The sequence below is a fragment of the Nocardia pseudovaccinii NBRC 100343 genome (genome assembly GCF_001613225.1).
GTDB lineage: Bacteria > Actinomycetota > Actinomycetes > Mycobacteriales > Mycobacteriaceae > Nocardia > Nocardia pseudovaccinii.
Window position 1 is genome coordinate 16,720 of the sequence record NZ_BDBY01000034.1, and the last position, 25,505, is coordinate 42,224.

At 65.7% G+C, this 25,505-nt stretch carries 30 protein-coding genes and 1 pseudogene; 18 read left to right on the forward strand and 13 right to left on the reverse strand.

Annotated elements, in window-relative coordinates:
* Positions 1–54 precede the first annotated feature (54 nt).
* Positions 55–396: a helix-turn-helix domain-containing protein gene (locus tag NP3_RS04015; protein ID WP_063037869.1), complete on the forward strand. Its 342-nt coding sequence runs from the start codon at positions 55–57 to the stop codon at positions 394–396.
* 26 nt (positions 397–422) lie between these two features.
* Here NP3_RS04015 and NP3_RS04020 read toward each other — a convergent pair whose 3' ends face one another.
* On the reverse strand, positions 423–1,427 hold the full coding sequence (locus NP3_RS04020; protein ID WP_063037871.1) for a LacI family DNA-binding transcriptional regulator: 1,005 nt from the start codon (positions 1,425–1,427) through the stop codon (positions 423–425).
* A gap of 166 nt (positions 1,428–1,593) precedes the next feature.
* Between NP3_RS04020 and NP3_RS04025 the strand changes: the two genes are divergently transcribed.
* The gene (locus NP3_RS04025) at positions 1,594–2,589 is read left to right on the forward strand and encodes a sugar ABC transporter substrate-binding protein (RefSeq protein WP_245720800.1); all 996 of its coding nucleotides are present in this window, start codon (positions 1,594–1,596) and stop codon (positions 2,587–2,589) included.
* A complete protein-coding gene (locus NP3_RS04030; protein WP_245720801.1) occupies positions 2,586–3,554 on the forward strand; it encodes an ABC transporter permease in 969 nt (322 codons plus the stop codon). Before NP3_RS04025 ends, NP3_RS04030 begins: the two co-directional genes overlap by 4 nt.
* A 41-nt stretch (positions 3,555–3,595) precedes the next feature.
* Here NP3_RS04030 and NP3_RS04035 read toward each other — a convergent pair.
* Both NP3_RS04035 and NP3_RS50250 read right to left on the reverse strand, forming a co-directional pair.
* Positions 3,596–4,468 (reverse strand): annotated as a pseudogene (locus NP3_RS04035) (RNA-guided endonuclease InsQ/TnpB family protein); the annotation flags it as partial.
* A gap of 27 nt (positions 4,469–4,495) precedes the next feature.
* Positions 4,496–4,753 (reverse strand): hypothetical protein, encoded by a 258-nt coding sequence (locus NP3_RS50250; protein WP_245720803.1) that lies wholly within the window; start codon positions 4,751–4,753, stop codon positions 4,496–4,498.
* Positions 4,754–4,864: 111 nt separating this feature from the next.
* Here NP3_RS50250 and NP3_RS04040 point away from each other — a divergent pair, with 111 nt between their 5' ends.
* The 6 genes from NP3_RS04040 to NP3_RS04065 all read left to right on the forward strand — a co-directional run bounded on the left by NP3_RS04040 (position 4,865) and on the right by NP3_RS04065 (position 9,714).
* Positions 4,865–5,635: an ATP-binding cassette domain-containing protein gene (locus NP3_RS04040; RefSeq protein WP_084508111.1), complete on the forward strand. Its 771-nt coding sequence runs from the start codon at positions 4,865–4,867 to the stop codon at positions 5,633–5,635.
* Positions 5,632–6,576: a ribokinase gene (locus NP3_RS04045; RefSeq protein ID WP_063037876.1), complete on the forward strand. Its 945-nt coding sequence runs from the start codon at positions 5,632–5,634 to the stop codon at positions 6,574–6,576. The genes NP3_RS04040 and NP3_RS04045 overlap by 4 nt, the downstream gene beginning before the upstream one ends.
* Before the next feature lie 24 nt (positions 6,577–6,600).
* Complete coding sequence (gene rbsD, locus NP3_RS04050) at positions 6,601–6,990, forward strand: D-ribose pyranase (RefSeq protein ID WP_063037878.1); 390 nt, start codon at positions 6,601–6,603, stop codon at positions 6,988–6,990.
* 188 nt (positions 6,991–7,178) lie between these two features.
* Positions 7,179–8,567 carry an amidase gene (locus NP3_RS04055; RefSeq protein ID WP_063037880.1) on the forward strand — a complete coding sequence of 463 codons (1,389 nt, stop codon included), beginning with the start codon at positions 7,179–7,181 and terminating at the stop codon, positions 8,565–8,567.
* A 60-nt stretch (positions 8,568–8,627) separates the two neighbouring features.
* Positions 8,628–9,197, forward strand: a complete 570-nt coding sequence (locus NP3_RS04060; RefSeq protein ID WP_157124067.1) for a DJ-1/PfpI family protein — start codon at positions 8,628–8,630, stop codon at positions 9,195–9,197.
* 64 nt (positions 9,198–9,261) lie between these two features.
* The gene (locus NP3_RS04065; protein ID WP_063037882.1) at positions 9,262–9,714 is read left to right on the forward strand and encodes an SRPBCC family protein; all 453 of its coding nucleotides are present in this window, start codon (positions 9,262–9,264) and stop codon (positions 9,712–9,714) included.
* Positions 9,715–9,732: 18 nt separating this feature from the next.
* On the opposite strand, the gene NP3_RS04070 is transcribed toward NP3_RS04065, so the two are convergent.
* Complete coding sequence (locus NP3_RS04070) at positions 9,733–10,596, reverse strand: EamA family transporter (protein WP_218024801.1); 864 nt, start codon at positions 10,594–10,596, stop codon at positions 9,733–9,735.
* 296 nt (positions 10,597–10,892) lie between these two features.
* On the opposite strand from NP3_RS04070, the gene NP3_RS04075 reads away from it, so the two are divergent.
* Positions 10,893–11,396 carry an Lrp/AsnC family transcriptional regulator gene (locus tag NP3_RS04075; protein ID WP_063038211.1) on the forward strand — a complete coding sequence of 168 codons (504 nt, stop codon included), beginning with the start codon at positions 10,893–10,895 and terminating at the stop codon, positions 11,394–11,396.
* 27 nt (positions 11,397–11,423) lie between these two features.
* On the opposite strand, the gene ald is transcribed toward NP3_RS04075, so the two are convergent.
* Positions 11,424–12,530: an alanine dehydrogenase gene (gene ald / locus NP3_RS04080; protein WP_063037884.1), complete on the reverse strand. Its 1,107-nt coding sequence runs from the start codon at positions 12,528–12,530 to the stop codon at positions 11,424–11,426.
* Positions 12,531–12,716: 186 nt separating this feature from the next.
* Positions 12,717–13,235, reverse strand: coding sequence for a PadR family transcriptional regulator (locus tag NP3_RS04085; RefSeq protein WP_157124069.1), 519 nt, complete (start codon positions 13,233–13,235; stop codon positions 12,717–12,719).
* Between the two features lie 90 nt (positions 13,236–13,325).
* On the opposite strand from NP3_RS04085, the gene NP3_RS04090 reads away from it, so the two are divergent.
* Complete coding sequence (locus NP3_RS04090; RefSeq protein ID WP_063037885.1) at positions 13,326–13,886, forward strand: hypothetical protein; 561 nt, start codon at positions 13,326–13,328, stop codon at positions 13,884–13,886.
* A 16-nt stretch (positions 13,887–13,902) separates the two neighbouring features.
* Entirely contained in the window at positions 13,903–15,204 is a 1,302-nt protein-coding gene (locus NP3_RS04095) for a carotenoid oxygenase family protein (protein ID WP_063037887.1), read from the forward strand.
* 2 nt (positions 15,205–15,206) lie between these two features.
* Here the strand turns inward: NP3_RS04095 and NP3_RS04100 are convergent, their stop codons facing one another.
* From NP3_RS04100 to NP3_RS04105, 3 genes are all read right to left on the reverse strand, one after another.
* Positions 15,207–16,184 (reverse strand): quinone oxidoreductase family protein, encoded by a 978-nt coding sequence (locus tag NP3_RS04100; RefSeq protein WP_063037889.1) that lies wholly within the window; start codon positions 16,182–16,184, stop codon positions 15,207–15,209.
* 318 nt (positions 16,185–16,502) lie between these two features.
* Complete coding sequence (locus NP3_RS46435; RefSeq protein ID WP_169814439.1) at positions 16,503–16,637, reverse strand: helix-turn-helix domain-containing protein; 135 nt, start codon at positions 16,635–16,637, stop codon at positions 16,503–16,505.
* Between the two features lie 84 nt (positions 16,638–16,721).
* Positions 16,722–17,462 carry a PP2C family protein-serine/threonine phosphatase gene (locus NP3_RS04105; protein ID WP_157124071.1) on the reverse strand — a complete coding sequence of 247 codons (741 nt, stop codon included), beginning with the start codon at positions 17,460–17,462 and terminating at the stop codon, positions 16,722–16,724.
* Between the two features lie 168 nt (positions 17,463–17,630).
* On the opposite strand from NP3_RS04105, the gene NP3_RS04110 reads away from it, so the two are divergent.
* Positions 17,631–18,455: a class I SAM-dependent methyltransferase gene (locus NP3_RS04110; RefSeq protein ID WP_063037891.1), complete on the forward strand. Its 825-nt coding sequence runs from the start codon at positions 17,631–17,633 to the stop codon at positions 18,453–18,455.
* Positions 18,456–18,536: 81 nt separating this feature from the next.
* Positions 18,537–18,728, forward strand: a complete 192-nt coding sequence (locus NP3_RS04115) for a hypothetical protein (RefSeq protein WP_062987240.1) — start codon at positions 18,537–18,539, stop codon at positions 18,726–18,728.
* Positions 18,729–18,754: 26 nt separating this feature from the next.
* On the opposite strand, the gene NP3_RS04120 is transcribed toward NP3_RS04115, so the two are convergent.
* Complete coding sequence (locus tag NP3_RS04120; protein ID WP_063037898.1) at positions 18,755–19,153, reverse strand: hypothetical protein; 399 nt, start codon at positions 19,151–19,153, stop codon at positions 18,755–18,757.
* Between the two features lie 176 nt (positions 19,154–19,329).
* Here NP3_RS04120 and NP3_RS04125 point away from each other — a divergent pair, with 176 nt between their 5' ends.
* Complete coding sequence (locus NP3_RS04125; RefSeq protein ID WP_063037900.1) at positions 19,330–20,181, forward strand: alpha/beta fold hydrolase; 852 nt, start codon at positions 19,330–19,332, stop codon at positions 20,179–20,181.
* Between the two features lie 2 nt (positions 20,182–20,183).
* Here NP3_RS04125 and NP3_RS04130 read toward each other — a convergent pair whose 3' ends face one another.
* Complete coding sequence (locus tag NP3_RS04130) at positions 20,184–21,404, reverse strand: FAD-dependent monooxygenase (protein WP_063037902.1); 1,221 nt, start codon at positions 21,402–21,404, stop codon at positions 20,184–20,186.
* Between the two features lie 95 nt (positions 21,405–21,499).
* Between NP3_RS04130 and NP3_RS04135 the strand changes: the two genes are divergently transcribed.
* On the forward strand, positions 21,500–22,267 hold the full coding sequence (locus tag NP3_RS04135) for a TetR family transcriptional regulator (RefSeq protein ID WP_063037904.1): 768 nt from the start codon (positions 21,500–21,502) through the stop codon (positions 22,265–22,267).
* Between the two features lie 124 nt (positions 22,268–22,391).
* Here NP3_RS04135 and NP3_RS04140 read toward each other — a convergent pair whose 3' ends face one another.
* Positions 22,392–23,069: a class I SAM-dependent methyltransferase gene (locus NP3_RS04140; protein ID WP_245720804.1), complete on the reverse strand. Its 678-nt coding sequence runs from the start codon at positions 23,067–23,069 to the stop codon at positions 22,392–22,394.
* A gap of 3 nt (positions 23,070–23,072) precedes the next feature.
* Here NP3_RS04140 and NP3_RS47605 point away from each other — a divergent pair, with 3 nt between their 5' ends.
* Positions 23,073–23,714 (forward strand): TetR/AcrR family transcriptional regulator, encoded by a 642-nt coding sequence (locus NP3_RS47605; RefSeq protein WP_157124073.1) that lies wholly within the window; start codon positions 23,073–23,075, stop codon positions 23,712–23,714.
* A 103-nt stretch (positions 23,715–23,817) separates the two neighbouring features.
* Positions 23,818–24,213: a hypothetical protein gene (locus tag NP3_RS04150; protein ID WP_063037908.1), complete on the forward strand. Its 396-nt coding sequence runs from the start codon at positions 23,818–23,820 to the stop codon at positions 24,211–24,213.
* A 63-nt stretch (positions 24,214–24,276) separates the two neighbouring features.
* Here NP3_RS04150 and NP3_RS04155 read toward each other — a convergent pair whose 3' ends face one another.
* Positions 24,277–25,494 carry a cytochrome P450 family protein gene (locus tag NP3_RS04155; protein WP_063037910.1) on the reverse strand — a complete coding sequence of 406 codons (1,218 nt, stop codon included), beginning with the start codon at positions 25,492–25,494 and terminating at the stop codon, positions 24,277–24,279.
* Positions 25,495–25,505: the final 11 nt, after the last annotated feature.

The window sequence follows — 25,505 nt, forward strand, 5'->3', positions numbered from 1 at the left end:
CGAACCCGCCCATGAAGAATTCGTCCGCATGATCGAGAAGGGAGAACTGGACCGATGAGCCACGCACGCTGGAAGACCCTCCGGGAACGCAAACTCCCCGAGGGCGACTCCGAACCCGACGACGTCACCGATGCACGCCGCGAAATCCGGCTCTCCATGGCGCTGGCCCAAGCCGTCTACGAGCGCCGGACCGAACTCGGACTTACCCAGGCCGACCTCGCCGAACGTGCTGGCCTCACCCAAGCCGAAATCTCGCGGATCGAAGGCTCTGACACCGTGCCGACCCTCCCTCTACTCGCCAAACTCGCCGACGCTCTCGATGCCACACTGAACATCGCTCTCGATGCCGACGACACCCGAGTGAACTTCACCAGCCACCACACTGACGCAGCCTGAAAAGGATCCAGCCGCCACAGGTGTATTCAGAACTCGTCGGGACAGCCGCACGAACCTCTGGTGTGAAGTACCGCTCCGAGGTTCACCACTCCGGGACGGGGTGTGTGGTCGTCGAGTTGTTGTAGCAGCAGGTCGATGGCTGTCTCGCCCATGAGACGGGTGGGCTGGACCATGGTGGTCAGGCCTGGGCGGGTGTAGCGGGAGTATTCGATGCCGTCGAAGGCGACCACCGCGAGGTCATCGGGTACCCGTAGCCCGGCGTCGTAGGCGGCGCGGAGCATACCCATTGCCTGCAGGTCGCTGGTGACGAAAATCGCTGTGGGGCGGGGCGAGTCGGCCATGAGATCGGTCAGTGCGCGGTAGCCCGCGGCACCGCCGAAATCCGTTCGCACGATACGTCCTTCGGCAAGTCCTGCGGCGGCCAGTGCATTTCGGTAGCCCTGCACGCGGTCCTCGGCGGTGGACACGTGCGGGCCACTCAGGCAGGCGATTTCGCGGTGGCCGTGACCGATGAGATGGGCGACGGCCTGTTCCGCACCCGCGACCGAATCGCACATGACGTGCGCGCAACGCGCCGGATCGATGACGCGGTCCAGCGCGACCAGCACCATGCCCGCCTCCTCGCAGGCGTCGGCGACGCCGGTCTCCCAGGATGACGAAATCGCGAGCAGCCCTTCGACTCTGCGATCGATGAAGGTGCGCACATAGGCGCGTTCACGTTCCGGGTCACCGGCGGCATTGCCGACAAACAGCGGGTACCCCCGCGCGAAGGCGGCCGCCTCGATGACCGCCGAGAGTTCGGCGAAGAACGGGTTCGCGCCGTCCGGAATCACCAGGCCCAGTGCGTGCCCGCGGTTCATCCGCAGGCTGCGCGCGGACATATTCGGCCGGTAGCCGAGTTCGGCGATGGCCGCCTCGATCCGAGCCTTGGTCGCGGGCGCGACCTGGCGCGGGCCGCCATTGAGCACATAGCTCACCAGCGCCGGTGAGGTACCGGCCAGCCGCGCCACGTCGGCTCGTGTGACTACCATCCGAAATCTCTCCTTGCTCCGAGGCGTCCATCCAAGCACTCCGCACAAGTACTTGACAGCCGGTGACTCGGGTCACACACTACTCATCAACTCGCGTTGATCAACACGAGTTGATACCTGAGATGGATAGGTCGAACTCACGATGAATGCTCGATTCAGGCGTGCAATGGCGCCGCTTGTCCTCATCGGCGCGCTCGCCGCCGCTGCCTGCGGTCGCGGTGGACAGGACGGGAGCGACGGCGACTTCAAGATCGCGATCGTCACCCGGAACTTCACCAACCCCTACTGGGCTGCGTTGCGCGACGGCGCCCTCGCGGAGGGACAGAAGCTCGGGGTGAAGGTCACGGTGCAGGCCGGGCAGTCCGAGACGGACGCCGACGGTGAGAACGCCCAGATCTCCACCCTGGCCGCGCAGGGTTACGACTGCTTCGGCGTGGTGCCGGTCAACGCCACGAATGTGATCACCCCGCTGACGCCGGTGGCGCGCAAGAACATTCCGATCCTCGATCTCGACACCCAGATCGACGCGAAGGCCTCCGCGCAGGCCGGTGTGTCGTATGCGAGCTTCATCGGTTCGGACAATCTCGATGCGGGCCGGATCGCCGGGCAGAAGATGCTCGAGGCGCTCGGCGGCACCGGAAAGGTCGCGATCCTGCAGGGCATCGCGGGCGAGCAGAACGGCATCAACCGTGATCAGGGCTTCACCGAAGCGATCACGGGCAAGCTGGAGATCGTCCAGAAGGCGCCCGCCGACTACGAGCAGGACAAGGGGCTGCAGGTCACCGAGGCGATCCTGAAGGCGCATCCGGATATCACCGGCATCTTCGCCGCCAACGACACCATGGGCCTCGGCGCCGCGCAGGCGATCAAGAACGCGGGCCGGACCGGTCAGATCAAGGTGATCTCCGTCGACGGCATCCAGGCCGCCCTCGACGCCGTCAAGGCGGGCACCCTGACCGGCACGGTGACCCAATACCCGTATGCCGAAGGACAACTCGCGGTGCAGAGCTGCCTGGCCCAGCACCAGGGCAAGAAGCTGCCCGAGCGCGTGGTCTCCCCCATCGCCTTCATCGGCAAGGACAATGTCGAGCAGCAGATCGCGGCGTTCCCGCGTCCGATCGTCGCCTTCGACAACCCGGTGGAAGGGCTGCTGAACAAGTGACCGCAGAGGCAACCGAAGAACTCCGCGCGCGTGAGGGGCGCACGGAGATCCTCGCCAAGGTCGCCGAATTCGCGGCACCGCTCGCCCTGGTCGTTTTGTGGGTGGCTTTCTTCATCGCCACCCCGAACTTCCTGACGGCGGACAATATCGGCGATCTGCTCGTCGCCTCGACCATCCTCACCGTGCTCGCGCTCGGTCAGCAGTTCGCGATCACCGTCGGCGGCATCGATCTGTCGGTCGGCGCCAACTTGCCATGGGCGGCAGCCGTTCTCGGCTATCTGGCCAGCCACGGCTACCCGATGGCGGTCGCCATCGGGGCCGCGATCCTGAGCGGACTGGCGGTCGGCGTCGTCAACGGTGTGCTGGTCGGCCGACTGCACATGACCGATTTCGTCGTCACACTCGGCATGCTGAGCGTGCTCAACGGCATCACCCTGCTGCTGACGCACGGCAACACCGAGGCCGTGAGTTCCCGCTTCCTGCAACGGCTCGCACTCGACGGCATCGGACCGGTGCGCTGGTTCTGGCTGCTGGCACTGCTCGCCGCACTGGGTGTGGCGGGCATTATCTTCCGCACCCGGATCGGCACCCATCTGCTCGCCACCGGCGGACGACTCGAGGCCGCGCGCGACACCGGTATCTCGGTGAACCGCATCCGGCTGTTCGCCTACGCCATGTCCGGATTGCTGTGCGGCATTGCCGGTGTCATGCTGGTCGCCCGCAACGGCGGCGCGGATCCGTCGCTGCAGACCACCTACCTGCTGAGCTCGATCGCCGCGGTGGTGCTCGGCGGTTCGTCACTGTCCGGCGGCAAGGCGTCGGTGCTCGGCACCGTCTGCGGTGCGGTGCTGTTCACCTCGCTGATCAACGGGTTCACCATTCTCGGCATCTCGCAGTACTACCAGCCGGTCGCCGTCGGCGCGGTGCTGCTGCTGGCCGCCGGAATCGCCCGCTTCCGAAAGTAGACCCACGACTTAACGCTTCTTCCGCTCGAGGGCGGGAGATTTCACGCTCGGACCGCAACCCCACCAGCCACCCGAGGGAGGTGATCGGATTGTCTGACGTCGTCAACACGTGTGTGGCCGCGCTCTGCCACAGCCAGAATCACTCCGGCGGCGTTGCGGTCCCGACAGGCGGTAAACCCACATGCCTGGCACCGGAAGGTTCGTTCGGCGAGTTCGAGGGGCTGCTTGGCTCTCGCGAAACACCTCGAACACGTCATCGTCGTATACGCGGGCCGCACCAACACCACCTTCCGGCCAGCCCGCATGCCACGGTTGATCAGCTCGGTCTTCGCCGCTCCGATAGCCGCGTCGGCGGCCTTGCGGGCCATGGTGGATTTGGCCAGAAACTTCGGCGTGAAGTCCTCCACCGCGATCAAGCCGTGATGGTCGACAACGCTTTTCGCCCACACTCGTGCCTCGTGCTGAGTTTGGCGTGCGGCTTTCTTGTGCAGCTTGGTGGCCTCGCGGGCGGCGCGCCGGTACCCCTTCGACTGCGGGCCGCGTGTGCCACGGCGTCTTGCCATCTTGCGTTGCGACCGGCCGAGTTCGGCGGCACAGCGCGCACGATGTCCGCGATAGGGCAAATCGAACGACGGGTCGGTGGTTGTCGCCGTGGCACGCACACCCCAGTCAACACCGATACCGGCCTCGGTCACCGGTGCGGAATCGACGGTGCGGCGCACGACGAACGAGGCGTACCAGTGCCCGAGCGCATCACGACTGACACGCACGCTGGTCGGTGCCGACGGCAACTCCCGCGACCACACCACCGGAATGCTCGCGCCCTTTGCCAGCACCAGCCGCCCGTCGCGGAGGCTGAACCCACGCTGGGTGTACTCCAGCGACAACTTGGTCGTCTTGCGAGATTTGAATACCGGCCGACCGCGCCCCTTGACGGTGAACTACTGAGCAAGCGCCTGCGCATACGTTCGCAACGTCTGCTGCTGGGCGACTTGCGAACCCTCTCGCAACCACGCGCTCCCCGTGCGAGCGGCGGTCAGAAGCTTACTCAGAGTGCCGAACGTCGGCTTGTTACCCGACTTCTGTTGGTGGACAGCCTCGTTCCACAGAAACCGGCAGCGATGCCACTCAGCCAGCAAAGCGGCCTGCGCGGCGCGGCCCGGCCGCAGCCGATAGCTGTAGCGCACCACCTCCTCCATGGCCGTGAATCTAGCCGACACCACCGACACATAACCCGACCCGAGAACTCGAATAGGAGGACGGCGCTTGCTCACCCTCATGAACGAGGGAGTCTCCGCGCCAAACATCTGATGACGATTCCATTGCTAGAAGCGCACGAGCTCACCAAGTCCTTCGACTCGGTGCGGGCGCTGGCCGGGGTCTCGCTCACGATCCCCGAGGGCGAGGTCACCGCGCTGGTCGGCGATAACGGCGCGGGCAAGTCGACATTGGTGCGCTGCCTGACCGGCGTGCAGACACCGGATACCGGACAGATCCTGTTCAAAGGAGAACCGGTGCGCCTGCGCTCGCCGGAGGACGCGCGCAAGATGGGCATCGAGACCGTGTATCAGGATCTCGCCCTCATCGATGATCTGGCCGTGTGGCAGAACCTGTTCCTCAACCGCGAGTTGGTATATCCGCTCGGCATCGTCAACCGCAGGGCGATGATCGCCCGCAGCGGTGAGATCATGCGCGATCTGGATGTCGATGTGCCCTCGGTGCGCACCACCGTGCGCCGGATGAGCGGCGGTCAGCGTCAGAGCATCGCCATCGCCCGCGCGGTGGCCTGGGGCAAATCCATGGTGATCATGGACGAGCCGACCGCCGCACTCGGCGTGCGGGAGACCGCGGCGGTCGAGAAGTTGGTGCGCGGCCTGCGCGAGCGCGGGATCACCGTTTTGATCATCAGCCACGACCTGGCGCAGGTCATGCGGATCTGTGACAACGTGGTGGTGCTGCGGCGCGGCAGATCCGTTGCGGCACATCGGATCGACGAGGTGGACGGTGACCGGCTGGTCGCACTGATCACCGGTGCCGCACCCGGCAATCTGGAGGTCACCGCGAACGGAGCCGAGTCGTGACGGTTGTCGTCCTCGGCTCGGTCAACCAGGACATCGTCTGTGAGGTGGAGCAGCTGCCACAGCCCGGCGAAACCGTGCTGGCACTGCGCTCGCGAACCAACCTGGGCGGCAAGGGTTCCAATCAGGCCGTCGCGGCGGCACGAGCGGGCGGCCGGGTCGAATTCATCGGCAGGATCGGTCGTGACGCCGATCCCGGATTGCGGAAATCGTTGCGCGAGTATGGTGTCGAGCTCACCGCGCTGCGCGAGGTACGGGACGCGCGAACCGGCACGGCCTATATCACCGTCGCCGACGGCGAGAACCAGATCGTGGTCGATCCCGGCGCCAACTTCCGCTGGGAACCCGAACCCGAACTCGACACCATGGCCGAGGCCGACTTGCTGCGGACGGCGGAAGTCGTTGTCGCACAGTTGGAAGTGCCGCCGAACGTGGTCGAATGGGCCGCGCGGCGGGCGCGCCGGTTCGTCCTCAATGCCGCGCCGGCGACGGCGCTGCCGGATGAGCTGCTACGCCGCTGCCACCCGCTGATCGTCAACGAATCCGAACTGTCGGCACTGACCGGGACCACCGCGCGGACACCCGAACAGGCATTCCACCTGGCCCGTTCACTGTGCCTGCGCGGGGTGGAATCCGTCGTCGCCACCTTGGGCGCCGCCGGGTCGGTCTGGGCGCATCGCTGTGATGTTCCGGCACCGGTCGCGGGTGGATATCAGGCTGCGCCACAGGTGAATTCGGTGGATTCCACCGGCGCGGGCGATGCCTTCGTCGGTGCGCTGGCCACCGCACTCGCCGATGGCATGCCGCTCGGCGGCGCCGTGGCCTACGCCACCGCGGCTGGTGCGCTCGCCGTCCAGACGCCGGGAACCCACGCCTCCTACCCCACCGGGGACCAGATCGTCACGGCGCTCGCGGCCATCCCCGTGGCCCAGCCACTTGTCTGACCCTCTTCGAGAAGGAACCGAACCTTGCGCACCAGCGGACTCATTCACGCCGATTTGCTCGCCGCGCTCACGGCGCTGCGCCATACCGACCTCTTCGCCGTCAGCGACTCCGGTCTGCCGACACCCGTCGGCGTCCCCGTCATCGACTTGGGCATCAGCTACGGATTCCCCCGGTTCGAGCCGATCCTCGACCTGATCCTCGGCGAGGTCACCATCGAAGCCGCCTGGGGTAGCCGTGACGTCGCGGACCAGAATCCGGAGGCTGCGGCCTTGCTCAGCGGCCGCCTGAACGCGGAGTTGCTCGATCACGACGACTTCAAAGAGCGCATCGGGGCCTGCCGGTTCGTGGTGCGCACCGGTGAGGCCCGGCCGTACGCCAATGTGTTGCTGCGGGCCGGGGTGCCTTGGTTGTAGCGTTCAGAAATATTGTTACTTGCAACATTGAACCCAGCGCACGCGCGTCCCGTATCGATTGCGGAATGGTCGGTTGACTATCTACTGTCGGGTGCTCGGATCAATGACTGATTCCACAGGTCACGCCAGCTCAGCGACTGCTCGCAGCTCGCATCGACACGACGTGTGGGTCGGAGGGAGCGGTAGAGATGGATCTTCGCGAGGTCGTGTCCGCGGGTGTGTGGGAGCAGCGACAGCTGCTGGATCAAGGGGTGCTGACGGCCCGTGAACTGATCGAGGCGACCCTCGACGGGATCGACCAGGCGGGCGAGCTCAATGCCTTCACCAGCGTCCAGCACGAGCAGGCCGTCGCCGAAGCCATCGAACGGGATCGACTGGACGTCGCTGAGCGCGGACCGCTGCACGGCGTCCCGATCGCGGTCAAGGACGAGATCGACGTGGCGGGCGTCCCGACCACCTTCGGCACCCGCGCCAACCTCACCCCGGCGGTCGCCGATGCCGAGGTGGTGCGGCGGTTACGGGCGGCGGGTGCGGTCATCGTCGGCAAGACCACCATGCCGGAGTTCGGACAGTGGCCCTACACCGAATCCACCACCTACGGGCTGACCCGCAATCCGTGGGACAGGACCCGCTCGGCCGGCGGCTCCAGCGGTGGCTCCGCAGCGGCGGTCGCGGCGGGGCTGGTGCCCGCCGCGCTCGGCGGTGACGGCGGCGGCTCGATCCGGATTCCCGCCGCCTGCTGCGGACTCTTCGGCCTGAAAACCCAGCGCGGACGGGTGCCGACCGCACCGAACGAACATCTGTGGTGGGCATTGGGCGTCCTCGGCCCGCTCACCCGAAGCGTGCTGGATTCGGCGATCGTCTACGACGTCATCCGCGGCGCCACACCGGCCGACCGTTTCCACGCCCCCGACCCGGAGCTGTCGTTCGAAGAAGCCGCCCGGCGCACACCGACCAGCCTGCGCATCGGCTACACCACGAAATCACAGACGGTGCTGGCGAAGGCGGTTCCCGAACATGTGCGCGCCGTGCACGACACCGCCGAACTTCTTGCCCAACTCGGGCACACGGTCACCGAGATCGATCCGGGCTATCCCGATTTCACGTCCGCCTTCTATCCGCAGTTCTACGGGGGCGTGCACGCCGAGATCCCGCTCGTCGATCATCCGGAACGGCTCGAACGCCGCACTCGCCAAAACCTGATGCTCGGTTCCTGGGCTCGCCGACCAGTGGTCGAATGGGCCATGCGTCGCGGTGAAGTCCTGGCGCGCAAGGCCGATCGCATTTTCGACAAGTGCGATCTGCTGCTGACCCCCACCATCGCGCGCCGTCCGCCGCGGGTCGGCGTCCTCGACAATACGAACCCCGTCCGCGCACAACTCGCCTCGGTCCCCATGGTCGCCTTCACCGGATTCTGGAATGTGACCGGGCATCCCGCCGCCTCACTTCCCGCGGGCATGGCCAGCGATGGGCTCCCGCTGGCGGTCCAACTGGTGGGACCGGCGAATGGCGAGACCACGATTCTGTCCGTGGCCGCCCAACTCGAGCAGATCCGCCCACACCCCCGTCTCGCATAACTCGAAAGCCCCTGCCTCCGCTGCCATTGTCGATAAAATTCGCACCGGAGGTGATGTGCCGTGACAAGCGTATTGCTGATCACCGGAGACGCGGCCGAAGACCTGGAGGTCATGTACCCCTACCAGCGGCTGCTCGAGGAGGGGTACGAGGTCCAGGTGGCCGCCCCCACCGCCAAGAAGCTGCAGTTCGTCGTGCACGACTTCGTCGACGGTTTCGATACCTATACCGAGAAACCCGGCCACACCTGGCCTGCCGATATCGCGCTGGCCGATGTCGATCCGAGTCGGTACGCGGCGTTGGTCCTGCCCGGCGGACGAGCGCCGGAGTATTTGCGCGGCGATGCGGAGTGCCGCAGGGTCGTCGAACATTTCGTCGACGAGGACAAACCGATCGCGGCACTGTGCCATGGTCCGCTGATTCTCCTTGCCGTCGGCGCGCTGAACGGTCGCTCGTCGAGCGCCTATCCGGCATTGGCACCGGATCTGAATGCCGTTGGCGCACAATGGGAAGACAGTCCGGCCCATGTCGACGGCAATATCGTGACGGGTCGCGCCTGGCCGGACCATCCACAGTGGATGCGCGCGTTCTTGGAGGTGTTGCGCGCCAAAGCGCCCGCCCCGGGTCAGTAAGGCCTGGCATCCCGCCTCGCGGCGTACTACTATCGCATGTAGTAGACGAGTGGGAGGGGCATTCATGGAAACCATGACAATCGAGCGCGTCATTGCGGCGCCGATCGACGATGTCTTCGACTGGCTGACCGACGCGAGCAACTACACCAAGGCACGAATTGTGCTGCGCGAGCGCCTGATCCAGCAGGGCGAGACGACACCTTACGGGCTCGGCGCCGTCCGAATCCTGACCTGGGGCATCGGCTGGTTCCGCGAACGCATCACCGGCTACGACGCGCCGCACGAATTCAGCTACCTCGTCGAGCGCAGTATTCCGGCGTCGCGCCACGAGGGCGGCCGACTGAACTTCACCGAGGTCGACGGCGGCACGCGGGTCAGTTGGACCACCACCGCCGAGGCGCGCCTGCCTTTCGCCGCCGCATGGTTCACCCGTGCACTCGCCAAACCGGTGATCCTCTACTCCTTCGGCCAGGTGCTCGACGCCGCCGAATCCGCACTGGCCCAAGCGAATCGGTAGGCGTCGAGGACCCCGCTGTCAGCGGTCGCGCGCACCGAGCGTCAGAAACGCGAGCCCGAGTGCGAGCACCGCCAGCCCGCACCACGACGCGATCGGCAACCGCTCACCGACCACGACCACACCGAGTACCGCAGCCACGGCGGGTTCGGCGAGCGTCAGTGTCGTCGCCACCTGCGCGGTCGTATGCCGCAGCCCGTAACCGAACAGGCGATAGGCGACGAAGGTCGTGAACACCGCCAGATGCAGCGCCACCGCGATGCCGCGACCGGTGTGTAGCCAGGATGTACTGGTGCACAACACAACCGGCAACACCAGCAATCCGCCGATGCCGAACATCGTGCCCATCACCGCATTCGACGAATGGCCGTGCGCGATGAGCCTGCCGCCGATCAGCGAATAGACGGCGTAGGTGAGTCCACCGAATGCGGCGAGCGCGATGCCGACCAGGTCGACCGGCGCGGTCCCTCCCGTCATTTCTGGCCCGAGCACGAGGACGGCACAGCCGGTTACCGCCGCCACGGTGGCACCGGCCCACCGCCGGGTCGGTTTGCCCTGCCCGGCAACCCAGGCCAGTAACCCGGCGAAAACCGGCGCACTGCCGAGCGCGATCACGGTGGCGACGGCCACGCCCGTCCGCGCCACGGCCGGATAGAAGGTCACCGGATACCCCGCCACGGCCAACGCCCCGACGACAACCAACCACCACTCGCCGCGCGTGCACCGCAACCGCGTACCGGTGGACAAGAACAACAACAGCCCACCGAGCACCAACCCGGCAGATCCGATCCCCGCCGCGGGCGCACCCGCGGGAGCCAATGAACTGGTGGTTCCGGTGGTCCCCCACAGCACCGCCGCGGTCAGGATGGGAACCGGACCACTCAACACCCCGGCACCCGAATGTTCAACCGCAACAAAAGATTTGATATCAGACAAGGCCATGCACTTCCGTCATCGAATTCGACAGGGATTCGAAACGGGCGCACGACATCACCTCGAGACTGCCCTCTGGAACAGCCCGGACCGCGAATCAGAAATTCAGCAGGTGCGCCCGATCAGGCGCACGGCGGCGGCGTAACAGCATGCCAATAGATATCCACGCGACGATCCTAACGCAATGACCGGCCCTGGATCGAATGATCTTCGATACAGTTGGCCTGGTGAGGAAGATTGATTCACCGATCGGGCCTGCGGTCGGTGCAGTGCGGACCACGCCTCGTCCGGCGGTGCAGTTGGACGATATCGACCGGATACTGCTCGATCAGCTCGCACGCGACGGCCGCATGACCAACAGCGCGCTCGCCGATGTCGCGGGGATCGCGCCGTCGACATGCCTGGGGCGGGTGCGGTCGCTGGTGGAGCGCGGCGTGATTCGCGGATTCCACGCCGATATCGATCCGGCGGCGCTCGGCCGGAATCTACAGGCCATGATCGCGGTCCGGGTGCATGCCAACGCACGTCCGCACCTCGCCGAGTTCGGGGAGCAATTGGCCGTACTCGACGAAGTGCTGAACGTGTACTTCATCGCGGGCGCCGACGACTATCTGATCCATGTCGCCACGGCCGACAGCGAGGGACTCCGGGTCTTCGTACTGGAACATCTGAGCGCACATCCCGCGGTCGCCTCCACCGAGACGATCCTCATCTTCGAGCACGTGCGCCCACGAACCAGTCCGATGACTTAGCTCACCACCCCGCCCGGCGGCCATCCCCTAGGCGGCCAGCCTCTCGGCGGCGTAATCGTGTGCCGCCGCAACGGATTCGGACAGCAGGTGGCTGCGGTGCGTGCTCAGACCGGCGGCCAAGCCCGGATCCGCGGCGCACGCATCGCGCCAGCCGCGCTCGGCGAGCGAAATCGCGTACGGCAGTGTGGCATTGGTGAGTGCGACGGTCGAGGTGTAGGGCACCGCGCCGGGCATATTGGCGACGCAGTAGAACACCGAATTGTGCACCTGGTAGGTCGGCTCGGCATGGGTGGTCGGTCGCGAATCCGCGAAGCAACCGCCCTGATCGATGGCGATATCGACCAGTACCGAACCCGGCTTCATCTGTGCGACAAGATCATTGGACACCAGCGTCGGCGCCTTCGCACCGGGCACCAGCACCGCACCGATCACCATATCCGCCTCCCGGACCAGACTCTCCACCTCGAAGGAGTTGGAGATGATGGTCCGCACCTGACCGCGATACTGCTCGTCCAGCGCACGCAGTCGCGCGATATTCAGATCCAGCACGGTCACGTCCGCGTGCATGCCGACCGCGACGGCGATCGCATTGCTCCCCGAGACACCGCCGCCAAGCACGACCACGTTCGCCGGACGCGCACCCGGCACACCGCCCATCAGCACGCCGCGACCGCCGCCGCTGCGCATCAGGTGATACGCACCGGCCTGCGGCGCGAGCCGTCCCGCGACCTCGCTCATCGGCGCCAGTAGCGGCAGTGATCCGCCCTTTCCGGTGACGGTCTCGTAGGCGATCGAGGTGATTCCCGAGTCGAGCAGTGCGTCGGTGCACTCCTTGGATGCCGCCAGATGCAGGTAGGTGAACAGCAGTTGCCCCTCGCGCATGCGCGAATACTCTTCGGCCACCGGTTCTTTCACCTTGAGCACCATTTCCGCGGTGCCCCAGACCTCATCGGCGGTGTCCAGCACCCGCACCCCGACGGCCGCGTACGCCATATCCTCGAACGCCGACCCCAGCCCGGCACCGGCCTCGATGTACACCTCGTGTCCGCGCGAAACGAGCTCGTGCGCACCGGCGGGTGTGCACGCGACCCGGTACTCGTGGTTTTTGACCTCGCGGGGAATTCCGATCTTCATCAACACTCCTGTACGTCGATCCGGCGGATTGGCGACATGTGATCCGTTCGACCACCTCAGTGTGAGTATGAAGATCATTCAAGATCAGGTCTATATTGGTGAAGATAGTTCTCTATCTAACGGTCACGCCATCCTGATATTCATATTCGAGGATCGGCCGGAGTCCCGATTCGAAACATATTCGGCCTAGCGCTCCGGGATCTGACCGATGGCCCACTCGGCCCACTCTCGACTCATCGCATGGAACCTTTTGCCCCACTCCATCGCGATGCGTCCGTAGACGGACAGGTCGTCATCATCCCAGTCGATCGACGCCTCGAGTGCGGCCAGTTCGGCCCCGGCCTTCGCGGATCCGGATTCGATATCGGACAGATAGTCACGGGCATACGCCCGGGAGACCGCGCCCAGAAAGAAGACGCGCAGCAGCATTTCGTTGCGCGCCACACGTTTCGGCTTGGTCGTGGTGAGCCACTCCCGCAGATCCGCCAGGCCCGCGCCGGTGATCGTGTACTCCTTACGGCCGCGCGGCCCCTCATCCGATACCGCGATCGAGCCCGCATCGGCGAGCTTGGTGAGTTCGGTATAGATCTGACTCTGGGTGGCGGGCCAGACATTGGCCAGCGACACCTTGAATCGTTGCAGCAGGTCGTAGCCGCTGGCCGGACGATCGGCCAGCAGTCCGAGCAGGGCATACCGGAGACTCATGCCGTCAGCCTACATTCCACTATTGACAGGTCGAAAGTTGAGCCTCTAACTTGGACATGTCAAAACTGGAATATCGAGGAGTTCTCGGACATGTCCTATCTGCGCGCTTTCGCCCCATGGATCGTCTTCGCAGTGGTCCCGTCGCAGTACTGGCAGTGGGCCGCGCTCGCCGCCCTCGGCGTCTCGGTGCTCGGTATCGCCCAGCAGGTCCGTGCCGGTCAGCGACCGGAAGCCATGGCCATCGATATCGGCTCGGTCGTCTTCTTCGCGGCACTGACCGTCGTCGCCTTCGCCGCTCCGGACAGCGCCATGCACCCCTACACTCCGGCGCTCTCATCCGGCGTGCTCGCCGTGGTAGCGGGCGTCTCGCTGGCCGTGCGTATGCCGTTCACGCTGTCGATCGCCAAACAGACCACGCCGCAGGAACTTTGGGATCATCCGGTCTTCGTCCGAACGGCATATGTCATCACCTCGGTGTGGACCGCGAGTTTCGTCATCGGCTGCATCGCACTGACCGCGCTCGTGCACTCCGCCTCGGGTGTGCGCACCATCGTGCAGGTCCTCGCCTTCGTCCTTCCGGTGCTTTTCACGATCCGCTACGTCGCCTACATCCGGGCGAAGGCGAACTCGCTCGACCCTTCCGCATCCTGAACAGATAGGCCCTGTCATGACCACCTCGGTTCCGCACCTCACCGGCAACTACGCACCCGTCACCGAAGAGCTCACCGCCTACGAATTGCCGGTCACCGGAACGATTCCCGCCGAATTGACCGGCTGGTACCTGCGCAACGGCCCGAATCCGCATGCCGCGGCCTCCGCGCACTGGTTCCTCGGCGACGGCATGGTGCACGGCGTCCGGCTCGAACAGGGCCGCGCGGTCTCCTACCGCAACCGGTGGGTCCGCACTTCCACATTCACCGACGGCGCTCAAGTCCGCGATGCCGATGGCCACCTCGATCTCACCGCGGGGCTCGCCAATACGCACGTCATCCGGCACGCCGGGCGCACCCTGGCACTCGTCGAATCGTCCTACCCGTACGAATTGACCTGCGAGCTGGACACGGTCGGACCCTACGACTTCGACGGCAAGCTGCGCACCGCCATGACCGCGCATCCCAAAACCTGCCCGACAACCGGCGAACTGCATTTCTTCGGCTACGACTTCACCGCGCCCTATCTGACCTATCACCGCGCGGACGCCGCAGGCAATCTACTGGTCAGCCGCCCGATCGAGGTGCCCGCCGCGACCATGCACCACGACTTCAACCTCACCGCGCCCCATGTCGTATTCATGGATCTGCCAGTGGTTTTCGATCTCGAGACAGCGAAATCGGGTGGCGGCATGCCGTTCCGGTGGCGCGACGATTACCAGGCCCGGCTCGGGGTGCTGCGCCGTGACGACCCGCACGGCGCGATCCGGTGGTTCCCGATCGATCCGTGCTACGTCTTCCACACCCTCAATGCCCACGATGAGCTCGGCCGGATCGTGCTGCACGTGATCCGGTATCCGAGTCTGTGGCGGCAGGATGCGCGCCTTCCGGAGCACGCCTCGCTCTGGCGCTGGACCATCAATCTGGCCACCGGCACCGTCGCCGAAGAACAACTCGACGATCGCGACGCCGAATTCCCGCGCATCGACGACCGGCTCGCGGGTCTGGATTCCCGCTTCGGCCACGCCACCGTCGCCGGGGACAGCGGCGCATTACTGCGCTACGACCTGCACACCGGCACCAGCACAGCACACGAATTCGGTCCGGGCCGCATTCCGGCCGAGGCCGCTTTCGCACCCGCGGACGACCGCCCCGGCGGCAACGGCTATCTCATGACCTACGTCTACAACGCCGACACCGATCGGAGCGATCTCGTCATCGTCGACGCGTCCGAGTTGGCCGCGCCACCAGTGGCGACCATCCATCTACCCGCTCGGGTCCCCTATGGATTCCACGGAAACTGGCTGGCCGACAAATGATTTCAGCCGTTGACCGCAAGTACCAGCTTGCCGGTCGAGGCGCGACTCGCCATCAACCGGTGCGCCTCGGCGACCTCGGACAGCGGGAACTCCGCGGTGATCGGCAACTCCACCTGCCCCGTGGTGACCAACCGGAAGGCCCGATCGGCAATCTCGCGCAATACCTGCGGCGCGTCGGCGGTGAGGCCGAGGATCGAGAATCCGGAGATCGACAGACCCCTCGGGTAGAGCTCGGACTGGCCGATCTGCCAGCCCGGCTCACCACTGGCATTGCCGTAGGAGATCAGCCGACCGAACAGCGCAAGCGATTCGAGACCGCGCCGCAAGGTCTGCCCGCCGACCGGGTCCAGCACGATATCGACTCCGCGCCCACCGGTCGCCTCCCGGACATCGGTCTCGAAGGTCTCGGCCAGAAAGGCGTCGTCATAACCGAGTTTGCGCGCGTATTCCGCCTTGGCCTCGCTGGAGACCACGCCGTATACCGCGCCCGCCCCCGCCAGCTTGGCTACCTGCCCCACCACGGTGCCCACCCCGCCCGCCGCGGCCTGCACCAGCACGGTCTCCCCCGGCTGCAGCTTGCCGACGGTGTTGATCAGCGCGTAAGCCGTCGGCAGGACCGTGGGAAGCGTTGCGGCCGTCCGCAAATCGACACCATCGGGCACCGCGAATACCGTCGCGGCAGTCACCACGGCGACCTCGGCGTAAGCGCCGCCATCGGTGATCGCCGCCACCGACTGGCCGACCGTGAACCCGTCGACATCGGTGCCGATCGAGCGCACCCGCCCCGACAGTTCGAGTCCCGGCACGAACGGCAGATCCCGGACCCGATACCCCACCGAACGCGCCTGCAGGTCGGCGAAGTTCACCCCGACATATTCGACATCGATCGCGACCTCACCTGGACCCGGCTCCGGAGCATCGAGCTCCACCTCCTGCAGCACCTCGGGTCCGCCCAGTTCACTGATCTGAATCGCCCACATAACCCCACACTCCACTCGACAAACACCGACGAGCTAGTTCTACAGCGTGCGTTCCAATCCTATGATCGGAACCCACCACCCTTCGCGGGTGTCCTAACCCATCGCCACCGTAGTGGCGTGGGTGTCGGTTTCCGCGTCATCCGGGACGGTTTCACCCACACCGGAGTGTGGGCCAGCGCCGTCTCGTCGGCGGACATTGATGACCGGGGCTCGCGCTTCGGGCTCCCAGGCCTGGGCTCGATGATGTTTCTCGCCCCAGGCGGCGAGATTGATCGCGGCGTTCAGACCACGGCACCACCACCTCCGGACCGGAATCTCCTATGTCAGTGCGGATTTCACCGTGGCCAAACATTGGTTATACGCCATCCGCGCGCCGCCAGCGTGCCGGGCCAGCGCGGTGCGCTGCTCGACTGACGGGTCGAGACAGAACCGAAAGCAGGTGTGCCGCACCACGAACAAAGCATCGCACCACCCACCGACAAATTCCCGGACTTACCGAACTCCGCGCTGAGATCAGATCTTGGAGACGGACCCGGGTTACCGGCAGTCCACGACCAGTGCCGTGGCATTATCGGTGCTACCGGCCTGTAATGCGTTGTCCACCAAGGTTTCCGCGGTGTTGGCCGCGGTTTGCCCCGCGACGAGTATCGACTTGATCTCGATCATATCGAGCCGCTTGTGCACGCCGTCGGTGCTCAACAGCAGTCGGCCCCGGCTCGATCCGGTGGCGGCGCGACCGATGACATCCGGACTCGCGGTGCGGGTGGAGGTGGTGACGAGGTGGTCCATGCGGTTCGCCGGACGAACCCCCCTGGCGCGCATGAACTCCGCGACGGTGTGGTCGGTGGTGATCTGGTGCAGCACCCGGCCGTTCCAGCGGTAGGCGCGACAGTCCCCGACCCAGGCGATATCGCAGGGCCCGTCGGGCTGATCCGCGGCGGGTAGCACGGCGATCACGAGCACGCTGTCGGCCTGCTCCTCCGGGAATTCACGCAGCAACTCTTGCTGGGCCGCGACCACACCGGCCAGCGCGCCGTTGCCCGCACCGATCCGCGCGGCGACCGAGGCCGCGGTCCGCGCCGCCCTGGCCGCGGGCAGGGTGTCGCCGACCCCGTCGGCGACAACGAACGCGGCACGCCCGACGGCGGGGTCGGTGTAGGTGGCGAACGCGTCGGCATTGAGCGAGCGCCGTCCACGGGTGCTCACCACACCGGGCGTGATGCCGCCGAGCTTTGCCGGATCCGGACGGACGATGGCGATCGAAGCGGTTGTCTGCAAGGTCTGACCTCCTTGGGCTGGACCTGCCCCAACGCTGCCGATCCGCACAACTCTGTAACTCCAGTGAACCTCGGTTTTCCGTGTACCGTGCCAAAATTACGTGAGAGAATCCTTTGAATCGTCGGCGGACCCGCCATCGGCATCCGACCGCCGAAATACGATGGCTCGGTGGACAGCGACGACAGCCTCGATCAACTGCTGGCGAACCGCGGTAACTGGGATGCCCGTGCCCCGATTCACGCGGCCAGCGAGTTCTATCGCGATCGCGATTCGTCGTATTGGTTCGCACCCTTCGAATGGAATGTCCTCGGCGATGTGCGCGACCGCGATGTGCTGCATCTGCAGTGCCATCTCGGTACCGAGACAATCGAATTCGCCAAGCGCGGGGCAACGGCGGTTGGTCTCGACTTCTCCCCCGCCTCCATGAGGCAAGCCCGAGAACTCGCCGCCGATGCCGTCGAGTACGTGTGCGCCGATGTCTACGATGCTCCGAATGCATTGGCGCACAGGAAATTCGACATCGTGTACACCGGCAAGGGTGCGCTCTGCTATCTGCCCGACCTGCCGCGCTGGGCGACGGTGCTCGCCGAACTGCTGCGCCCGGGCGGCCTCGTGTACATCGTCGAATTCCACCCGCTGCTGCACTCCCTCGGACCGACTCCACCGGCTGGCATCGATCCGGATTCGCTTGTCCTGCACGATGATTACCTCGAGGGGCGTGGTGCGCAGCGTCGCGACAGCGACCACACCTACACCGACGGCCCGGCACTGACCAGCGACACGACGGTGTACGAGTGGCGCCACGGGCTCAGCGAGGTGATCAATGCCCTGATCGGCGCGGGCCTGAGAATTTCCGATCTCACCGAAACCGAGATGTTGCCGTGGCCGCGGTGGTCGCGCATGATCCGCACCGACAACGACTGGTTCCGCCTCCCGCCGACGGACCCCATCCTCCCGTTGCTGTACGGATTGGCGGCAACCAAACCGGCCTAGCCGCAGTACATCCCGCAACTTTGCTACGCGATAGCCAATACACTCCTTACACTGCGACAATCCACATCGAGGGAGCGTCGAGTGTCCACTACCGTTCAGGTCTTGTTCGTTGTCGTCGCCGTGCTCGTCGGCATCATCGTCGCGGTGATATCCGGAATTCTGTCCAAGGTCAGCGGCTCGCCCGCGGGCATCGTGATCCGTGACGGCGGCGTCGCCTTCGCGGGCACGGCCGGGCTGACCCTGCTACTACTCAAGGCCATCGGAGTGCTTTGAGCGCCCCGAGGCCGAACAGCCCGAGTTCAGCTACCGAAGACGACGCAGGCGGCACCGACCTGCACGCCGGTGCCGACTCGTATGTCCACCGTTCCGATGGGCGTCACATCCGGGGCCTGTACGGCGCTGAGCGTGTGCGGGCCGGTGGTCTTCGGGATCCAGGTCAGCAGGGCGATGCCGCCCAGCGGTCGGACCACTCCGAACAGGACGCCGTTGTCGTAGAAGGAGACCAGTTCGGCGGCATTGTCGACATAGGCCTCGGCGGTGGCCGGGCAGCCGGTGCCGTAGTTGGTCGCCATGCCGTAGTTCGAATCCGGCATCACACCCACCCGGGTCACCGCGGCATTCGCCGTCGGCGCGGTGCAGGCCAGTGCGGCGATCGCGATGCCGAGCACGGTCGCGGTCGTGATCGTTCGGTAGCTCATGATTCGGTCCTCGTCGTGCGGTGCCGAGTTGCCAAGCGGAGATCATAGATACTCGCCCGGGCGCTACATCACGAATCGCCCAGCGTTGCGCCATTATGTACCCGGCGGTTCGTTTTGCGGGTCGATATGAGCGGTCATACACGACCCGAGCTAGAACGTGTTCTAACGTGTCGGGTATGGACGTGACATACGAAGGCACGAAACGGGAGCTCGCCACCGACCAGGGCATGCTGCGCTATCACGAGGCGGGCGACGGGCCGCCGCTGTTACTGCTGCACGGCTCCGGGATCGGCGTGAACGGGTGGCGTAACTATCGCGGGAATCTCGCGGTCTTCGCCGAGCACTTCCACTGCTACATCCTCGAATTCCCCGGATTCGGCGTGAGCGACCCGGTGGACGGACACCCCATGCTGACCGCGGGCGCGGCGGTGCTGCGATTCATGGACGGGCTCGGCATCGAATCCGCTGCCATGGTCGGCAATTCGATGGGCGGTGTGGTCGCGGCGAATCTGGCGATCCAGCATCCGCAGCGGGTGCGCAAGCTGGTCACCATCGGCGGGATCGGTCCGAATATCTTCAGTTCCAGTCCGAGCGAAGGGATTCGGCTGCTGCAGGAATTCGCCGACAAACCCGATCGGGACAAGTTGCTGCGCTGGTTGCGTGCCATGGTCTACGACCCAGCGGTGATCACCGATGAGATCATCGAGGAACGCTGGGCGGCCGCGCAGCATCCGGATACCCAGCAGACCGCCGCCATGATGTACGGCTCGGCCGCCTGGGCCATGCAGCAGAAATTCCTGGCGAATTCGAATACACCGCCCTATTGGTCGATGCTGCACAAAGTGCAATGCCCGACCCTGCTCACCTGGGGTCTGGACGACCGGGGCAGCCCGCCCGATATGGCGCTCGTCCCGATGCGGCAGATTCCCAATGCGGAACTGCACGTGTTCCCGAACAGCGGGCACTGGGTCATGATCGAGGCCAAGGCGGCCTTCGAACGCGCCACCCTGGAATTCCTGCGCCGCTGAGTTCAGGCCTGGCGCGCCGGACGACATGCCTTGGCAGTGACCGGAATCTCTGGATATTCGGGCAAGGATTCGTTCGTCTTCGGCGCCATGATGCGTTCCATACCTGCCATGGACTCCAGCACGGGGAGCCGCGTGATGATATTCCGAATTGCCATGCCCGAGCGAGTTTTCGGCACCATCAGCCGCAGGTTCGGTCCGATTTGCTGTTTGCGGTCGACCAGTGCGCGGTGGCTCTGCTCGTAGCGGCGAAAACCGGTGCGGTAATCGCCGTTCGCGGCGGCCAGTGCACCGGCGAGCCGGTAGGCGCCGACGAGGGCGAGTTCGGCACCGGCTCCGGAGGCGGGTGAGGCGCAGTAGGCGGCGTCGCCGACGAGAGCGATGCGGCCGGTCGACCAGGAATCCATGTGGACCTGGCCGAGGGAGTCGAAGTACAAGTCCGGATCGGCGAGTGCGCCGTCGAGCAGTTGTGCCACGTGCCATGCGGATTCGGTGCCGAACCGTTCGATCAGCAGCGCGCGGGCCGCGGCGCTGTCGCGCGGATCGAGGTCGAGGAGTGGGCTGCGGAAGATGAAGTAGGCCTTGGCCTGTGCGTGATTGCCAGAACGGTAGATGCCCGCCATCGCACCCGGGGTGTTGTAGACGCTGACCCAGCCGTCGGGCCCGAGCGCCGCATCGGCGTCGCCGAAGGCGAAGTAGTGGTCCAGGTGCCGGACGAAATTCGATTCCGGACCGAAGGCCAGGCGCCGCACGGTGGAGTGCAGCCCGTCCGCGCCGATGACCAAGTCGAATCGCTGCTGCGGAGCGCGTTCGAAGGTGACGGTGACGCCGTCGTCATCCTCGTCGAGGGCCCGGATCGAATCGCCGAACAGGTATTCCACGTCGCTGTAGCTGTCGTGCAGAATCCGGACGAGGTCGCCGCGCATGATCTCCACCTCGGCGCTGGCGTACTTGTCCTTGATCTTCTGCATATCCACCTGGGCGATGGAGTCGCCGGTGGTGTTCACGAATCGCATCCCGGCCACATCGGCGGCCGCCGACCGGATCTGCGACATGATGCGCATGCGCTCGGCGACCTCGATCGCCTGATCCCGCACGTCCACCCCTTGGCCGCCGACTCGCAGACCGGCCGCACGCTCGACGATGGTCGGCTGGAAGCCGTGCCGCACAAGCCAATACGCCAGCGTCTGTCCGGCGATGCTCGCACCGGAGATCAGAATCCGCATTGCCCACTCCTTGTCTCGAAATAATCTGACCGTTGGTCAGTGAGATCACTGTATGGCGCTGACCAACGGTCAGTCAAGCGGTAGGATCGGTCACCATGGCCGATGATTCGCGTGCCCGCATCCTGCAGATCGCGCTCGACTTGTTCGCCGAACGCGGATACCACACGGTTTCCGTGCGCGAGATCGCCGAACAGGTCGGGCTGACGAAAACCGCTGTGCTCTACCACTTCCCGAGCAAGAGCGATATCGTCGCCGCACTCGTGGAGCCGTTGCTGGTCGACAGCGAAGCGGTGCTCGAGACGGCGGCGCGCGGGCGGGACGCGCAAGCGCGCCGCTGGGCGGTGGTGGCCGGGTTGCTCGAGGTGTGGCTTTCACACGGTCAGCTACTGCGGATGCAAATGCAGGACCAGGCATTATCCGCCGACGAGGCGACCTTCGCGCGATTGCGCACCATCGCACTGTCGGCCCAGGACCTGATCGCCGGGCCGCGCGCCGATTTCACCACCCGAGTGCGTGCCGCGCAGGTCTATGCGGCACTGAGCGATCCGGTGGTCATCTTCGCCGACCGGGCCGCCGACGAACTACGCGAGGCCATTCTCGATGGTGCCCGGCGCCTACTCGGCACCGCTGCCGATCCACAGCCTTCGGCCGCCCGAAGCGACCCTGTCCCGCTACCGACCGCCGAGGTCCCGGCCACCCGCCCGAACCGCCGCGGCCGCCCCGGCGCAATGACCTCGGAAATGATCGAATCCGCCCGCCACATGCGAGATTCCGGCCGCCCCATCGACGAGATCGCCGCCGAATTCGACATCTCACGCGCGACGTTGTATCGGAACTTGAGCAAGCACACTAGCGAATTATGAGATTATTTTCGAGACGAGCTAGGGTTTCCCGCCGTCCATGTGACGATCGCTGCCGTGGCGGCTTGCGGGACGATTCACTGGGCGCGCAGCATTGACCCAGCAGCGGGAACGCCCGACTACCCGGTCATGACTGGATGGCTCGAGCGATCACCTGGATGGCCCGTAGGCTGCCGTCAGCCAGGCCGCGGGTGAGGTTCTCGGCCTTCTCGGCGAAGTTCGGGACGAAGGCGTGCAACCCGACGGAATCGGGGGGCGAGGCCAGTACCGTCCGCATGGTCGCGGCTGCTTGTTCAGTGAGGTCGTTCCACTGCTCGATTACCAAACCCGCTGTCTCGATTGCCTCGCGCAACGCATCGGGGGTCACCAGATGGCTCTGTTCCGGTTGCTCGGCCCAGGGCAAAGGATAGTCGGGGTCGCCGCCCGAACCCGCGGTGACATCCCAGATCGCGAGCAGACCGCCCGGGACCAGGACCCGGCGGGCTTCTCGGTAGAGCAGGTCCTTGTCGGCGATGTTCATCTGCACGTGCTGGCTGAAGGCGACGTCGAAACTGCCGTCAGCGAAGGGTAGTGCGGTGACGTCGGCTCGGTGCACGGCAATCCGATCCTCCAGTCCGACAAGCTCATTGAGCCACTCGGCCGTATCGCAATAGTCGGCGGTCAGATCGACAGCGGTCACCGGGCAACCGCATCGGTCCGCGATGAAACGGGCGGTGCCGCCGATCCCGCTACCGGCGTCGAGCACCCGGCTGTGCTGCGTCAGGCCGGTCAGCTCCGCCAGTTGATACGTGGCGATGCGACCCATGGTGTGAAAGTCCTCGACGAGGGCGAGGTCTGCGAGTCGCAGACTGCCGAGATCCCGGCCCGCGGCAATGAGGGCGCGTTCGATGCCGAGGCGGGCGTGGCATTGGCACGCGACGGCGGACCCGACCGCGTGATCCTGCGTGAAGTCGCCCGCACTGCCGGGGTTTCGCATTCGGCCGCCTACCGCCATTTCGCCGACCGGGAGGCACTGCTCGCCGAAGTGGCGGGCCATGCCCGCGGCGAGCTCGCCACCGAGATGAGCCGCCGCATCGCCCGCACCCGGGACCCACGCCGACAGCTGCAAGCCGTCGGCACCGCGTACATCGATTTCGCGCTGAACCAACCCGGGCTGTTTCGCACCGCATTCGGTGTACACGCCGTCACCGCCGAATCCGAACCGCACACCGTCGGTACCAACCCCTACGAGATCCTCGGCCACGTGCTCGATCGGGCGCAGTCGGCCGGACTACTGGACCCCGAACGCAGGCCCGGCGCGGAGATTGCCGCCTGGTCGACGGTCCACGGCCTGGCCTGCCTGCTGATCGACGGACCCCTGCCCACCGACCCGGCCGCCATCGAGTTCGCGGTCGGGCGGGTGCACGACCTCATCGACCGGGGCCTGCTCGAGCAACAGCCGGACACCTAGCGAATGCGCGTACACGCGGTATAGCCGCTGGTTCATCGTCTTCTCCCCGACCGCCCGCCACCGCGGATTCCCAGAAGCCGCCCGCCAAAGGCACCGGCCCCGGGTGGACAGCGCCAAGGCCGCCGCGCGCGCCACGAAACTACCGCACTGTCTGCTCGCCTACCGCCAGTCCGACGGCTATCCCGCGGTGGTCCCCGCGCAGGTCATCGGCTCTAGCGAGGCGGGGGTAAACCTCACGGTCCCAGCGGAAATCGCCCAGGGCGGCCGCCGCGCGGGCCTGCTAGCCCACACCTACCGCCCACAGCTCGTCGGCCTCGAATGCCGCCAGCACACCGGCTGGATCGAAATCGACGGCACCAACGCGACCTCCGCACCCCACACCGAGTCCGGTTTCATCGCACCCCCGAACAAGACACTGCTGTTGCTGGCCAACGGATTAATGGCCCGCCGCGGACTGGCACAAGCCCGAAAACAGGGCCGCATCGATGCCTCGAGCTGACCCAGGAAAGACACGAACCCCCTCCCGATCGAAATCGGAAGGGGGCCCGGTTTTTCAGGTGGACTACTCCAGGGTAACCGGCAGCCTGGCATGCCCATTCGAGATGAAACTGACCACCGTCCCCAACTCGGACGGATCCGCCGCCAACCGCATATTCGGAAAGCGCGCGAAGATCGCGGGCAACGACACCAGCGCCTCGAGCCGAGCCAACGGCGCCCCAAGGCAATGGTGCACCCCGTAGCCGAAAGCCAAGTGGTCCTTACTGTCTCGGGCCACATCGAATTGATCGGCGGTGTCGCCGTGAACATTCGGATCACGGTTGGCGGCCGCGTACGAGGCGAGAATCGGCTCACCCTTGGCGATATGCACCCCGTCGATCTCGATATCGTCGACCGCGAACCGCAGCGGCAGATGTGCGACCGGCGCCTCGAACCGCAATGCCTCCTCGACCAGATCGGCCCACGTCGCGCGCTCCGCGACCAGTGCGGCGCGCTGCTCCGGATTGGTCAGCAGCGCGAAGATCGCCTGGTCGAGCAGATTGACCGTGGTCTCGTGCCCGGCGCTGATGACAAGCAGCAGCGTATCGATCAATTCCTGCTCGGTGAGCTGGGACCCGTCCTCCTCATCGCGGTGTGAGATCAGCAGACTGGTCATATCGTCGCCGGGATGGTCGCGCCGATACGCCACCAATTCACCGAGGATCCGATACATCTCCATGTAGTTCGCCTGCGACTCCTCCGGACCGAGCGAGGTGTCGAAAATACCGTCGACGCATGTGCGCAAGCCCGAATTGAGTTTCTCGGGCACACCCATCAATTCGGAGATGACCTGAATCGGCAGCGGATAAGCGAAACCCTCACGCAGATCGACCGATTCACCCGCGGGCGTCTGCGCGAGTTCGGCGAGCAGTTCCTCGGTGATCCGCTCGATCTGCCCGCGCATCGCCTCGGTGCGCCGATGCGTGAACGCGGGCGCGACCAACTTGCGCAGCCGCTTGTGGTCCGCACCGTAGGCGGTGAACATATTGTTCACCGCAACCCACAGGAAAAGCGGCCAGTCCTGCGGAATTTCGCCATTGATGAACGCGGGCCAGTGCTGACTCGCGTCCTTGGACACCCGCGCGTCGACGAGCAACTTCTTGAGCAGCCCGGCATCGGTTACCGACCAGGCCCGCACACCGCCGGGCAATTCCACCAGCGCCACCGGCCCACGCTCGCGCAGGCGTGCGGACTCGCCCTGGATATCGCTTCCCGTGAGATCCAGGGTAATAGGTTGTTGCACTACAGAAATCT